Origin of the sequence: Streptomyces sp. KLMMK (genome assembly GCF_036961605.1) — a bacterium.
Taxonomy (GTDB): Bacteria; Actinomycetota; Actinomycetes; order Streptomycetales; family Streptomycetaceae; genus Streptomyces; species Streptomyces telluris.
Genome location: NZ_JBAMDC010000012.1, coordinates 50,788 through 63,075 on the forward strand (window position 1 = coordinate 50,788; position 12,288 = coordinate 63,075).

A 12,288-nucleotide genomic window follows, 5' to 3' on the forward strand; every position below is an offset into this window, starting at 1 on the left:
GCTGGGCATCCTGCCGTGGCCCTGTGCCTGGGAACCGTCCAGCTGGCCATCGTGCTGTCACAGGCCCGCCTCCAGGACGCGGTCCGCTCCGACGCGCGCGCCACGGTCACGTCGCTGGCGGGACCGGGCCGGCGGGAGCCCGCCGCGGTGAGGGCGGAGGCGGTGGGCCCGGGCTGAGCTTCCCCATGGCCTAATGGTCTATTTAGACTATAGGCTGCAAGCATGCCGCGCCGCGTCCTCGACAACCCGATCGTGCTCGCCGTGCTGGGACTCCTGCTGGAGCAGCCCTCGCACCCGTACCAGATGCTCGCCGAGCTGCGCACCCGCAGCGACAACCACGCAGCCGCGGTCAACCGGGGCTCGCTCTACAACGTCGTCGCCGCCCTGACCGAAGCCGGCTGGGCGACGGTGCAGGGGCAGCAACGGTCCGGCAACCGCCCGGAGAAGACCGTCTACGCCCTCACCCGGGCCGGCCACGAGGAACTCGTACGGCGCCTGGACTCCCGCATCCGCCACCCGGAACGGGAGTTCTCCCAGTTCCTGGGCGCGGTCGCCTACCTCGGCGCCCTCGGCCCGGGCGGCGCCGTGGACGCCCTCTCGGAACGGGCCCGGCGCCTGCGGGAGCGCACGGCGGCCGACGAGGAACGCCTCGCGGAAGCCCGCAAGGCCGGCGTGCCCCGGCTGCACGTCATCGAAGCCGAATACGCGATCAGCCTCGCCCGCTCCGAGACGGCGTGGATCGAGGCCGTCATCGACGACATCCGCACCGGCGCCCTGACATGGCCCGCCGAGAGCGAAGGGAACCGCACCACCGATGCCCACGAAAACGCATGACGGACTCGTCTTCGGGATCTACCCGGGCGGAGTCGCCGGTGACGACACCGGACACCTGGCCGCCGGGCCGCCCGACGACCCGGCCCGCATAGCAACCGCACTCGACCTCCTCCAAGGCCGCCCCGACCGCCCCTTCCTGGTGCGCGCCTACACCGCCTTCGACGACACCACCCGCCCCGGCGGGCCGCACGCGACGGCGACGCCGGCCGCCGCCGAGCAGTACGCGGTACGGGGCCGCCGCCTGGACCTGGTGGCGCAGTACCGGTCCGCGGCCGGAAACGTCGACGGCTACTGTGCGTTCCTGCGCGAGCTGGTCGACCAGTACGGCGGGATCACGGACACCCTGCAGGTGACGGAGGAGCCGAACGTCACCACGATCCCCACGCTCGACGGCTTCTACCCCCGGGTGAACGAGGCGATCGCCCGCGGAGTCTCCGCCGCCAAGGCGCGCGCACGGGAACTCGGACACGCCCACCTGCGCGTCGGCTTCAACACCACCCCCCTCTTCGGCCCCGCCGCCTCCTTCGTCGCCGACCTGACCGACCACGGGAAGGCGGACTTCACCGGCGACCTGGACTACGTGGGCCTGGACTTCTTCCCCGACGTCTTCCGGCCCGTCGCCCCCGCCGGCCTCGCCGCCGCCACCGAGGGACTGCTGCACCACCACCGGGACGCCGTACTGGCACCCGCCGGTCTGGCGCACCTGCCCCTGCACATCACCGAGCACGGCTGGCCCACCGGGCCCGACCGCCCCGAGCACCGTCAGGCCGACGTGGTCGAGACCGTCGTACGGACCGTCGCGGCCCACGCGGAGGAGCTGCGGATCGGCGTCTACACCCACTTCGCGCTGCGCGACGCCGACAGCGCCGACCCCGGCCTGTTCCATCAATTCGGCCTCACCGCCGACGACTACACCCCCAAACCGGCCTTCGGCGTGATGCGGGCACTCGTCGCGGAGCTGAGTGCACCTGCATAGGCATCGCACCTGGTCACGGGACGTATGACGGTGGTAGCCGCAATCGGATCAGCGTGCCATCGTGGGTGCCATGGACGGGAACCGGCACCGGCAGCACGGGCACCGGCACGGGGACGGGGAGGGCCTTGGGGAGGGGCACAGGCATGGGCATGGACATGGACATGGGCTCGGCCACTTCCTCACCCCGCACCGCCATGAGGCCGCGGACAAGGTCGACGCGGCGATGGAGGCATCTCGGGAGGGCATGCGCACGCTGTGGCTGTCGCTCGGGATCCTGGGCGCGACGACCGTCGTCCAAGCGGTGGTCACCGCACTCTCCGGGTCGGTGGCCCTGCTCGGCGACACCCTCCACAACGCCGCCGACGCACTGACCGCCGTACCGCTGGGCATCGCGTTCGTGCTCGGGCGACGGGCCGCCAACCGCCGCTACACCTACGGATACGGCCGCGCCGAGGACCTCGCGGGCGTCGCGGTCCTCGCGACCATGGCGGCCTCGTGCGCCCTCGCGGCGTACGAGGCCGTCGACCGGCTCCTGCACCCCCGTGACGTCACGCACCTGTGGGCCGTGGCCCTGGCCGCGCTGGCCGGCTTCGTCGGCAACGAGTGCGTGGCCCGCTACCGCATCCGCACCGGCCGGCGGATCGGCTCCGCGGCCCTGGTCGCCGACGGCCTGCACGCGCGCACCGACGGCTTCACCTCCCTGGCCGTCCTCCTGGGCGCCGGCGGCGCCGCCCTCGGCTGGCGCCTCGCCGACCCCCTCGTCGGCCTGCTCATCACCGCCGCGATCCTCCTCGTCCTCAAGGACGCCGCCCGGGAGGTCGGCCGCCGCCTGATGGACTCCGTCGAACCGGGACTCGTCGACAGCGCCGAGAACGCCCTGCGCGGCGTGGACGGCGTGCGCGACCTCGGGCAGGTGCGCATCCGCTGGGTCGGGCACTCCCTGCGTGCCGAGGCCGACATCGTCGTCGACCCGCACCTGACCGTCGTCCAGGCCCACCGCCTGGCCGTCGCGGCCGAACACGCCCTGATCCACGCCGTACCCCGGCTGACCGCCGTGACCGTGCACACCGACCACACCCCCGTCGGCGGCGACCCGCACGCGCCGCTCGCTCACCACGGCGTGTGAACGGTGTCCGGGATCGGAGCCGGAGGAGGAGCCACCGGGTGGCCGCTCACAGCGTGATCAACCGGGTGGCGTTCTCGTCGAGGATCGCGGTCGCCTGGGCGTCGGGCAGGCCCGAGTACCGGATGTAGCCCGTGGCGGCCAGGAACTGCTCGCCGGCCTGGTAGGGGAAGTCGGTGCCCAGGACCAGCCGGTCGGCGCCCAGTGTCTCCACGGCCGCCCACAGCGCCGGCACGTGTCCGTGTCCCACCGTGTCGTACCACATGCGGCGCGCCGCGAGGCTCGGCTTCTCCGGGATGTCCGGCGCCTCCCAGAGGTACTGGTGGTCCGCCCGGGCCAGCACCATGGGCAGCGCTCCGCCCAGGTGCGAGATCACGACCTTCAGGCGGGGATAACGGCTGGGGACGCCGGCCAGGATCAGGTGCATCGCCGCGACGGTGTCCTCGACGGGGGCGCCGATCGTCCACGTCAGACGGTGGCCGGCGATCAGCGGCGACTCGGCTCCGGTCCCCGCGGGATGTACGTAGAGGACGCTTCCGCGCCGGTCGAGTTCCGCGAAGACCGGCTCGAACGCCGGGTCCACCACCGAGCGGCCCAGGACCGACGTCGTCGTGCACGCACCCGCCATGTTCAGCTCGTCGAGCGCTCGCGCCAGCTCCTCCAGCGCGGCGTCCGTGTGCGGGAACGGCAGTGCGGCGAACGCCCGGAACCGGTCCGGCCAGCGCTGCACCACGTCCGCGTAGAGGTCGTTGGCCGTGCGGGCGGCCCGTACGGCGTGCTCGCGGTCGGTGAAGTGCGGTGACTGAGGGGTGACCGACAACACCTGGAGCGTGACGCCCGCCGCGTCCATCAGCTCGAAGCGCGCCTCCATGTCCGCGTCCGAGACGCCCGCGCCGAGGCCGCGCTGCGTGGCGGTGTCGGTCCTGCCGTACCCCTGGAGCAGATCGAGGTAGGCGTCCGTCCATGCGTGCGCGTGGATGTCGATCGCCATGGCGGCCCTCTCATGCAACTCAAGAAGCCCCTGGCCCCACCTGTCCACCGTAGGTGCAATTCGCGTCTACGGCGATCCGGCGATGTGGCGATCCGGCACCCCGCTTCCCCCACAGGGCGAGTACGGCACAGACGACGGCCATCGGGGCGGTCATCAGGAGGGTGACCGATGTGACCTCCAGGCCCGCGCCCTCGGACAGGAGGATGCCCGAGACGAGGGAGAGGACCATGTTGTTGCCGGCGTGGGCGAGGCTGACGACCCAGACGCTCTCGCTGCGTACGTACAGCCAGACCAGGAGCGCCTCCTGGAACTGGAAGGAAACCGTCCAGGCCACCAGCCCGATGAGGACGCCGGGGAATTCGATGTAGCCGGTGAACGCCAGCGGGTAGTGCCAGGACGCCCAGATGAGACCCGTGAGGACGGTGGCTCTCGCGGACCGGCCGGGGGAGAGGCGGGGACGCAGATAGCTGGTCCAGCCGAATTCCTCGCCGCCGTAGATCGGCGTCAGGAGCGGCAGGACGAGCATGAGCACCACGACGAACGCCCACGCGGGCATGCCACCCGCGAAGTCGCGGAGCGCGGTGAAATCCGGGGTCCACAGCCCCAGTGCCGCCGCCAGTCCCATGGTGGCGACCGTCAGCGCCAAGGGGCCGAGCCAGGCCACGAGGTAATAGGGCCACGCACTCCGCAGCCGCAGGCGCAGGCCGGAATCGGCGAAGCCCTCCTTGGTGACCCAGCGGCGCACCACGGTCGCCGCTATGGCCGGCATGAGGCCGAAAGGCAGCTGCACCAGCGGATTCTCCAGCGACAGGCCGCATGCGAAACGGGCCGTGAAGACATAGGCCCAGCTGGCCCCGAAACAGATGACGAGGAACGCCGCCACCCCTTTCCTTCTCGTCGTGCCGGATTCCGGCAGCAACGCCTTCGATGCCATGAACGCACCCCTGCTTTCCCGATGTTGCGATGTCGTCTGCGTCGTTCGTCGTGCCCGGCAACCTTCGCCGGGCCGGGGTGGCCGGCACATCCCGGTAGCGGGGGAATCCGCATCTGGCTCTTGCGGGGGAGGTTTCCGGCGGGACGCCGGTGCGATACTCCGCGGCGTGCGCACGCTCATACCTCCGCGTTTCACCGCGGATTCCCGAAAAGGCCGGCTCGCCGGCCGGCTCTCCGGTTGGCTCGCCGGCCGGTTCTCCAACTGGTTCTCCAGTTGGCTCTATGCGTTTCTCGGTGCCGCAGTCGCCGGCCTGCTGCCGCTTGCGGTGGCGGTACCGGTGGTCGCCGCGATGTCGGCCGGCGGGCCGGGACCCGTCCGCGTGATTCTCCTCCTGGCGCTCTGGGCGGCGCTGTGCGCGGCCGCGGGCCGTTCCCGTCCCGCCCGGTCCGCGTCCGTCCGGCTCGCCAACCACCTGCTGGGCACGGCTCTTCCGGCACCGGCTTCCGAAGGCTCCGGTCGGCCGCACCGCCTGCGTACGGGAGCCTGGCTCGTCCTGCACGCGCTGCTGGGCGGGGCGTCCGTCGCCGCCTCCGGCCTGCTCCTGATGGCGGCCGTCGCCCTGCCCGCCGTATGGCTCAGGGGCGGCGACCGGATCATTTTGTTCCTGCCCGTGGACGTGGCCGGGGGCGGGTCAGGAGCGTGGACGCCGCCGGCCGCCGCCCTGCTCCTGGCCCTCGCCTGCTGCGTCGCCGAGGGCACGAGCGCCCTCTTCAGGCGGCTGGCTCCCCCTCTGCTCGGCCCGCTGCCGGCCGAACGGCTCGCCGCGCTCGAAGGGCAGGTGCGCGTCCTGGCCCAGCGGAACAGGCTCGCCCAGGAGTTGCACGACTCGATCGGTCACACCCTGACCGCCTCCACCATCCAGGCCGCGGTGGCCAAGGAGCTCGTGGACACCGACCCGGCCGCCGCCCGCCGCGCCCTCACCGGCCTGGAGGAGGCCTCCCGCGCGGCCATGGACGACCTCGACCACGTCCTCGGCATCCTCCGCGAGGGCCGGGCCCCGACGTCGCCGCCGTTCTCCCTGACCGACCTGCACGCCCTGGTGGACCGCGTGCGCCGGACCGGGACGGACGTCGACGCCGACATCACCGGCGACCTGGCGGCCGTACCGGCGACCGTGTCCAGGGAGGCGTACCGGATCGTCCAGGAGGGCCTCACCAACGCGCTGCGCCACGGGGGACGGCCGGCCCCGATCGGCCTGCGGGTGGCGGCCACGGGAGCGTGGCTGGAGATGGAGGTGGCCAACCGGATCAACCGGGCCGCCCATCCGGTGTCCCACGCGCTCGCCGACCGCGCCCGCCGCCGCAGGAAGGGCCAGGGCGTCACCGGCATCACCGACCGCGTGCACCTGCTCCGCGGTGAGATCTCCGTAGGCCCCGATGCCACCGGCACCGGCTGGCTGCTCGCCGTCCGCATCCCACTACGGTCGACGCCATGACCATGATCGCGACCACGGCTGCGACAGCCGCTGCCACTGCCGCCACTGCCGCCACCTCGGCCGTCACCGTCCTCGTCGCCGACGACGAGGAACTCACGCGCACCGGCCTGCGCGCCCTGCTGTCCGCCCGGCCGGGCCTCGATGTGATCGGCGAGGCCGCCGACGGCACCCGGGCCGTGTCCCTCGCCACCGAACTCCGGCCCGACGTCGTGCTGATGGACGTGCGCATGCCCGGGATCGACGGGATCGAGGCGACCCGCCGGCTGCAGGCCGCCCTCCCCGAGCCGCCCAAGGTCGTGGTGATCACCACCTTCGAGAACGACGAGTACGTCTACGACGCCCTGCGCGCCGGTGCGAGCGGTTTCGTCCTCAAACGGGCGCCCTCGGAGCAGATCGCCCACGCCGTACGTCTGGTCGCCACGACCGACTCCGTCCTCTTCCCGGACGCCGTCCGCAGACTCGTCGCAGCGCGGCCCGTGTCACCGGCCCGCCCCGCGCGCGGCGTTCCCGGGCTCACGGGCCGCGAGGTCGAGATCCTCCGCCTGATGGCGACGGGCCTGTCCAACCCGGACATCGCCGTCCGCCTCGTCGTCAGCCTGGAGACCGTCAAGACCCACGTGAGCAACCTGCTGGCCAAGCTGGGCGCCCGGAACCGTACGCAGGCCGTGATCCTCGCCTACGAGTACGGGTTCGTGGTCCCCGGTGCGGGAATCCCCTGGGCGTGACATGACGTGACATGACATGGCATGACTCGGACTCAGACCAGTTCGGGTTGTGGTTCCGCTTCCGGTTCCGGTTGCCGCGCCGGTGCGGCCTTCGGCTCGCGTTCCCACAGCCTGATGGTCCGCACGTAGCCGTAGATCACTGAGGTCAGCGCCAGGATGAGAAGCGGTCCGAACACCCACGGATGCTCGGCCATCTCCACCGGCAGGTAGCGATAGGTCAGCAGGAGCGCGGCGAAGACCGTTGCGCCGTAGGCGACCAGCTGGATTCCTGCCCGGTCCCAGCCGCGTACCTGCGAGCGCAGCGCCGCCTCGATCGTGAGCGCGAACACCACGCCGGCAACGAGGTCCACGCCGTAGTGGTAGCCGAATCCCAGCGTCGCGCCGAGCGTGGCGATCAGCCAGAACGCACCGGCGAATCGCAGGATCAGCGGGCCCTTGCGGGAATGGATGAAGATCGCGGTGGCCCACGCCGTGTGGAGGCTGGGCATGCAGTTGCGAGGGGTGATCGCGTCGTACGGCACCGGGTGCGGGGTGGCGATCGACACCGGAGTGTGCGGCCACAGGTTGGCCACCGCCCACTCCACGCCGCCGGTGCCGGAGGTGCCCGGGCCGTAGGCGAAGATCGGCCCGACCACCGGGAAGACCATGTAGACGGCCGGCCCGAGGAGGCCGATCACCAGAAAGGTGCGCACCAGGTGATGGCGCGGGAAGCGGCGCTCGGTCGCCACGTTGCGCAGCTGGTACAGCGCGACGACGACCGCGGCCACCGCGAGCTGCGCGTAGACCAGGTCGAGGACATGGGTGCCGATCGGGCCGGTGGCCTCGAGGATCCGGCCTGCCACCCACGAGGGGTTGCCCAGCGCGTGATCGGCGGTCGCCAGGTACGGGTCGAGCACTTCGTGCCGGGTCTTCGCCGTGATCAGCAGCCAGGTGTCGCCGGTCTTGCGCCCGGCCACCAGCAGCAGGCCCAGGCCGACGGCCTGCAGCAGTACGACGCGTTCCCGGCCGGTGCGGCGCGTGACAGCGATGACCGCGCAGCCCAGCATCACCCACAACGCGCCGTTGCCGAAGAAATGGCCCTCGGGCACCTCGGCGCCGATCGCCCACCGTACGAGCACGAAGACGGCGTCGATGCCGATCGCGGCACCGGCCGCGAGGAACCGTTGCCGCCAGGTGAGCGCCACCATCATCAACGCCAGACCGCCGTACAGCGGTCCCGGTTTGGGGGCGAATATCACCTCTCTCACCTGAGTGGTCATCGGCCCCGGCCGGCCGGTGTAGTGACGCGCGGCGATCTCCAGCGTGATGAGAAACCCGAGGGTCACCACACCCGCCGTGGCCCACAGGATCATCCGTGGTTGACGCCACGCGGCGAACGGAATTCTGCTGCTTATTCGCGAAAACACCCCGCGATACTATAGGTGTCGATCGTTTGAGCGATTTGTTGGGGTTTGCGCCGTTGGTCAGGCGCTGAGGAGACCGTCGGGAAAGCGGAAACTCGATTGCCGCTGCGATTCCGCAGTGGGTAGCGTCACCGCCCGTGACACCGAACCCGAATCCGGACCCGAACCCGGCACCGATACAGGCATCGACGCCGACGCCGACGCCGGTACTGCGCACCGAGCGCCTCCTCCTGGTCCCCTACACCCCCGAGGACGAAGAGGCATTCCTCGCCCTCTTCCAGGACCCGCAGGTGTCGCGATGGATGGGTGACGGGCCTTCCAGCGAGGAGGACGACCGGGCGCTCTTCGGGCGGATCTTCACCAAGGTCTACGCCCGGAACCTGTTCGACGTCTGGGCCGTGCGCCGTCCGGACGGTCGCTTGATCGGGCACGCGGAGATCAAGCCGACCGAAGAGGTCCGGGGTCACGAGATCATTTACGCCCTTGCGCCCGAGGCGTGGGGTTCGGGCCTCGGGACCGAGCTGGCGGAGGCGATCGTCGCCTACGGCTTCGGGACGCTGGGGCTGACCGAGGTGCACGCCACCGTCGCCGAACCGAACAAGGCCTCGCTGGCCGTACTGGAGCGGCTCGGTTTCGAGCACGTGCGGGACGTCATGGAGGACGACGGCAGCACCACGTACGTGCTGACGCGGTGCTCCGGTGGGGTCACCGCGCGCGCCGGGCGGTGATCGTCGGCCGACCCGGGCCGACGCCGGCGTCACCCTGAGAGGCGTTTCCATTGCACCCGCCTCCACCTTGGCGCCGGTGTCGACCGCCGCGTCCACGTCTGCGTCCGCCGAGCACCGCGAGCAGAAGCCGGCGACGTACGCGAGTGTGACCGGAAGCGCGGAATTCGTCCTGCCCTACTACAAGGGCGACGACGTCCGCTCGTTCACCTTCGACGCGCCCGCCGCCCCGTACAGCCGGCCGCTGCCGGGGGTACCCACAGGCCTTCCCATCGACGCCCGCGGGACGATCAAGGTCTCCCACAGGTCGGCCCCGGCGGGCCGGACACCGTCGGGCAGCGGGTCGGGTTCAGCGTCCACGATGGCGCCCGCTACTCGACGACGAGCTCGACGGGGATGTTGCCGCGGGTGGCCTTGGAGTACGGGCAGACCTGGTGGGCCTGCTCGACCAGGCGGGTGCCCGTCTCGCCGGCGAGGCTGTCCGGGAGCTCGACGCGGAGGACGACGGAGAGTCCGAAGCCGGAGTCGTCCTTGCCGATGGAGACCTCGGCGGCGACCGAGACGTCCTTCGTGTCGACCTTCGCCTCGCGGCCGACCAGGCCGAGGGCGCTGGCGAAGCAGGCCGCGTAGCCGGCGGCGAAGAGCTGCTCGGGGTTGGTGCCGTTGCCGTTGCCGCCGAGCGGGGCCGGCATGGCCAGCGCGAGGTCGAGCTGCCCGTCCGAGCTCACGGCACGGCCTTCGCGGCCGTTGGCGGTGGCGACGGCGGTGTACAGCGCATTCATGGGAGGTCCCTTCGATCGGTTCGGGCGGGGGCGGCGCCGGTTCCCCGGCTGCCGCACACGAGTAATGATTGCACGCAACTAAGTTGTGCACAATTGAATGGGGGTGCGGGATACCCTGAGGACATGACCACTCCGCCGCCCTTCCCCCTCCCGGACGACGCGGAGCTGCTCCGCCTCGATCACCAGATCTGCTTCTCACTGAACGCCGCGGCGCGCGCCTTCGGCGGCGTCTACCGCGACGCCCTCAAGGACCTCGGCCTGACCTACCCGCAGTACCTGGCCATGCTCGTCCTCTGGGAGGAGCCCGACCCCCAGCCCGTCAAAGCCATCGGCGAACGGCTGCGGCTCGACTCCGGCACGCTCTCCCCGCTGCTCAAGCGGCTGGAAGGGGCCGGCCTGGTGGCGCGCGAGCGCAGCGCGGAGGACGAGCGCTCGGTCGTGGTCCGGCTCACGGAGGCGGGCGAAGCACTGCGCGAGCACGCGCTGCCCGTACCCCGCCGGATCGTCACCGCGACGGGCCTGTCCCTCGAGGAGGCCCTCACCCTGCGCGCACTACTGGAACGGCTCACCGGGAACCTCGACGCGGCGCAGGACGGGGGACGGTAGCCGGGTGCTGCCGGCGCCCGCGCCTCTGGGCATGATGAGGGCATGGGCGACAACGAGAGCGCGGTTTTCCCACTGCCGCGGGGTGCAACGGGGTTCTTCCGGTCTACGGAAGGTCCGCTTCCCGATACTGATCTGCGGGCATTCCGCACCACTCTGTACGAGGCCGCCCGTCTTGCGGGAGGGGCGGTCGGCGAGGTGGAGGAGTGCGGCTACCCTCGCACTTTTCATTCCGCATCGATCCTCGACGGCACAGGCGGGGGCGAGACCGTCATTCTGTGCCATGCCCATCACCCCTGGATCGCGTTCGCCCAGGAGCGCAGGGATTGGTACAACGAGGAGTTCCTCGCGCCGCCGCCGTGGGCTCACGTCTTCGCTCGCGCGGGGTTCGTGGTTCTCGGGCGCGAGCAGCTTGTTGCGCCGCTCTCCGGCGTGGATACTTCCGTGCTCACCAAGGGGGAGTGGCGCGACGTCCGTTACTACGGCATTACCGCGCTGGGTGGTCTGCTGTTCAACGCGTGGGACTGACGGGCGGCGACGCGCCATCGGCTCCCGGTGCGCCGGGCGGCAAAGGCTCGACGCCTTTCACACGCTGAATGCGGTACGGCTCGATCAGGACGACGACGCGCTGTTCGCCCGGGACGCCCCACTCGAATCGCTCGGTTCCCACGTAACGACGCGCCAGCCGGTCCATGTTCCGGTCCGCTTCCGGGCCCTCCACGAAGCGGACGGCGCGGCCGCGGATCTGTACGCGGTCGTAGGGGTCCGCCGGGTCCGCGTGGGAGAGGCACACGCGCGGCTCGCGGCGGAGGTTGCGTTCTTTGATCCGCCCGATGGACGTGTTGAACAGCAGCAAGTCCCCTTCGAGCCCCAGCCACATGGGGCTCACGTGCGGCGAGCCGTCAGGGTTGACCGTGGCGACGTACCAGATGTGCGGCGCTTCGATCCTCGTGCGGATGTCGTTCGGTATCGCGACCATGGGGTGGTAGTGCCCCGGCGTGAGGCGGATGATGCTTCGTGGGGCTGGCCCCTCGCCTGCACGCTCACCTACCCGTTGAGGGCGGCGATGACGATGGCGATGGCGACGGAGACGACGACCGGCCCGGTCAGGCGTAGCCCCTCGCGACGAGGTATACGAGGAGGATCAGGACGGCCAGGATCAGGGTCGGGACGGCGATGATTTTGGCCGTTCGGGTGAGGACTCCGGTGGCGTGGGCCGGGCCTTCCGTGTAATTCGTTGCCAGCGCTGCCGAGGCGCCGAGGCTGCTCCGGGCGATCGATACGACGACCAGCGCCAGTATTGCGGTGATCAGGGAGAGGATGAGCGGTTCCATCATCTCGGCGCGGACGACCCCCTGTTCGAGAGTCAGCCCGGTGTACACCCGTGCTTCCACCGCCTGGATCGCCGCAATCGCGGCCAGGACGAGCGTGATCAGTGAGGCGACGGACAGGCCCAGGGAGACGGCCGCCAGGGCGGGGGCGCGTTGGGGGCGGGCCGAGGGCGAAGGGTGGCGTGACGGCGGCGGTTGTGGTGGTGCGTGGGTTGCCTGTGGGGTGGGGCGGCGCTGCGTAGGGCGGTGTGTTGCCCGTGACGCGGGGCGTACCTCGGGTGCTGCCGGAGGTCCGGCCTTGGGGGGCGTGCTCGGTTTGTGCGGGCCGGGTCGGTGAGCGCCCGGCTCCCGCCTGCCCGGCGTCCG

The 12,288-nt window shown here is 71.3% G+C and carries 15 protein-coding genes and 1 pseudogene; 9 read left to right on the plus strand and 7 right to left on the minus strand.

Translation table 11 applies throughout. The features are described from left to right. The first annotated feature begins 15 nt into the window (after positions 1-15). From V7793_RS04075 to V7793_RS04090, 4 genes are all read left to right on the plus strand, one after another. Positions 16-177 (plus strand): hypothetical protein, encoded by a 162-nt coding sequence (locus tag V7793_RS04075; RefSeq protein WP_335581498.1) that lies wholly within the window; start codon positions 16-18, stop codon positions 175-177. A gap of 45 nt (positions 178-222) precedes the next feature. Further along, positions 223-834: a PadR family transcriptional regulator gene (locus tag V7793_RS04080; protein WP_335581499.1), complete on the plus strand. Its 612-nt coding sequence runs from the start codon at positions 223-225 to the stop codon at positions 832-834. Continuing rightward, positions 815-1,810 carry a hypothetical protein gene (locus tag V7793_RS04085; protein ID WP_335581500.1) on the plus strand — a complete coding sequence of 332 codons (996 nt, stop codon included), beginning with the start codon at positions 815-817 and terminating at the stop codon, positions 1,808-1,810. The genes V7793_RS04080 and V7793_RS04085 overlap by 20 nt, the downstream gene beginning before the upstream one ends. Positions 1,811-1,880: 70 nt before the next feature. Next, positions 1,881-2,936 (plus strand): cation diffusion facilitator family transporter, encoded by a 1,056-nt coding sequence (locus V7793_RS04090; protein WP_335581501.1) that lies wholly within the window; start codon positions 1,881-1,883, stop codon positions 2,934-2,936. A 46-nt stretch (positions 2,937-2,982) separates the two neighbouring features. Here the strand turns inward: V7793_RS04090 and V7793_RS04095 are convergent, their stop codons facing one another. Next, positions 2,983-3,924 carry an amidohydrolase family protein gene (locus V7793_RS04095; RefSeq protein WP_335581502.1) on the minus strand — a complete coding sequence of 314 codons (942 nt, stop codon included), beginning with the start codon at positions 3,922-3,924 and terminating at the stop codon, positions 2,983-2,985. A 19-nt stretch (positions 3,925-3,943) separates the two neighbouring features. Beyond that, positions 3,944-4,858 carry a CPBP family intramembrane glutamic endopeptidase gene (locus V7793_RS04100; RefSeq protein WP_335581503.1) on the minus strand — a complete coding sequence of 305 codons (915 nt, stop codon included), beginning with the start codon at positions 4,856-4,858 and terminating at the stop codon, positions 3,944-3,946. A gap of 166 nt (positions 4,859-5,024) precedes the next feature. On the opposite strand from V7793_RS04100, the gene V7793_RS04105 reads away from it, so the two are divergent. Next, entirely contained in the window at positions 5,025-6,353 is a 1,329-nt protein-coding gene (locus tag V7793_RS04105) for a sensor histidine kinase (protein ID WP_335581504.1), read from the plus strand. 2 nt (positions 6,354-6,355) lie between these two features. Further along, positions 6,356-7,078 (plus strand): response regulator transcription factor, encoded by a 723-nt coding sequence (locus V7793_RS04110; RefSeq protein WP_335581515.1) that lies wholly within the window; start codon positions 6,356-6,358, stop codon positions 7,076-7,078. Positions 7,079-7,110: 32 nt separating this feature from the next. Here V7793_RS04110 and V7793_RS04115 read toward each other — a convergent pair whose 3' ends face one another. Further along, on the minus strand, positions 7,111-8,430 hold the full coding sequence (locus V7793_RS04115; RefSeq protein ID WP_335581505.1) for a phosphatase PAP2 family protein: 1,320 nt from the start codon (positions 8,428-8,430) through the stop codon (positions 7,111-7,113). Between the two features lie 227 nt (positions 8,431-8,657). Between V7793_RS04115 and V7793_RS04120 the strand changes: the two genes are divergently transcribed. Next, the gene (locus V7793_RS04120; protein ID WP_335581516.1) at positions 8,658-9,209 is read left to right on the plus strand and encodes a GNAT family N-acetyltransferase; all 552 of its coding nucleotides are present in this window, start codon (positions 8,658-8,660) and stop codon (positions 9,207-9,209) included. Positions 9,210-9,386: 177 nt separating this feature from the next. Here the strand turns inward: V7793_RS04120 and V7793_RS04125 are convergent, their stop codons facing one another. Together V7793_RS04125 and V7793_RS04130 are read right to left on the minus strand one after the other, a co-directional pair. Then, positions 9,387-9,566, minus strand: coding sequence for a hypothetical protein (locus V7793_RS04125; RefSeq protein WP_335581506.1), 180 nt, complete (start codon positions 9,564-9,566; stop codon positions 9,387-9,389). 11 nt (positions 9,567-9,577) lie between these two features. Beyond that, the gene (locus V7793_RS04130; protein ID WP_168093893.1) at positions 9,578-9,988 is read right to left on the minus strand and encodes an organic hydroperoxide resistance protein; all 411 of its coding nucleotides are present in this window, start codon (positions 9,986-9,988) and stop codon (positions 9,578-9,580) included. A gap of 123 nt (positions 9,989-10,111) precedes the next feature. On the opposite strand from V7793_RS04130, the gene V7793_RS04135 reads away from it, so the two are divergent. Then, a complete protein-coding gene (locus V7793_RS04135; RefSeq protein ID WP_335581507.1) occupies positions 10,112-10,594 on the plus strand; it encodes a MarR family winged helix-turn-helix transcriptional regulator in 483 nt (160 codons plus the stop codon). A gap of 42 nt (positions 10,595-10,636) precedes the next feature. After that, on the plus strand, positions 10,637-11,119 hold the full coding sequence (locus tag V7793_RS04140; RefSeq protein ID WP_335581508.1) for a hypothetical protein: 483 nt from the start codon (positions 10,637-10,639) through the stop codon (positions 11,117-11,119). On the opposite strand, the gene V7793_RS04145 is transcribed toward V7793_RS04140, so the two are convergent. Then, on the minus strand, positions 11,103-11,570 hold the full coding sequence (locus V7793_RS04145) for a PPOX class F420-dependent oxidoreductase (protein WP_335581509.1): 468 nt from the start codon (positions 11,568-11,570) through the stop codon (positions 11,103-11,105). The genes V7793_RS04140 and V7793_RS04145 overlap by 17 nt on opposite strands. Positions 11,571-11,697: 127 nt before the next feature. Further along, positions 11,698-12,288: pseudogene (locus V7793_RS04150) on the minus strand (hypothetical protein); the annotation flags it as partial.

Excerpts from the sequence above, each read along its gene's own strand:
- V7793_RS04135 (WP_335581507.1), top strand. The coding sequence starts at position 10,112 with ATGACCACTCCGCCGCCCTTCCCCCTCCCGGACGACGCGGAGCTGCTC.
- V7793_RS04080 (WP_335581499.1), top strand. The coding sequence starts at position 223 with ATGCCGCGCCGCGTCCTCGACAACCCGATCGTGCTCGCCGTGCTGGGA.
- V7793_RS04095 (WP_335581502.1), bottom strand. The coding sequence starts at position 3,924 with ATGGCGATCGACATCCACGCGCACGCATGGACGGACGCCTACCTCGAT.
- V7793_RS04090 (WP_335581501.1), top strand. The coding sequence starts at position 1,881 with ATGGACGGGAACCGGCACCGGCAGCACGGGCACCGGCACGGGGACGGG.
- V7793_RS04130 (WP_168093893.1), bottom strand. The coding sequence starts at position 9,988 with ATGAATGCGCTGTACACCGCCGTCGCCACCGCCAACGGCCGCGAAGGC.
- V7793_RS04115 (WP_335581505.1), bottom strand. The coding sequence starts at position 8,430 with ATGATCCTGTGGGCCACGGCGGGTGTGGTGACCCTCGGGTTTCTCATC.
- V7793_RS04100 (WP_335581503.1), bottom strand. The coding sequence starts at position 4,858 with ATGGCATCGAAGGCGTTGCTGCCGGAATCCGGCACGACGAGAAGGAAA.
- V7793_RS04140 (WP_335581508.1), top strand. The coding sequence starts at position 10,637 with ATGGGCGACAACGAGAGCGCGGTTTTCCCACTGCCGCGGGGTGCAACG.
- V7793_RS04085 (WP_335581500.1), top strand. The coding sequence starts at position 815 with ATGCCCACGAAAACGCATGACGGACTCGTCTTCGGGATCTACCCGGGC.
- V7793_RS04110 (WP_335581515.1), top strand. The coding sequence starts at position 6,356 with ATGATCGCGACCACGGCTGCGACAGCCGCTGCCACTGCCGCCACTGCC.
- V7793_RS04145 (WP_335581509.1), bottom strand. The coding sequence starts at position 11,570 with ATGGTCGCGATACCGAACGACATCCGCACGAGGATCGAAGCGCCGCAC.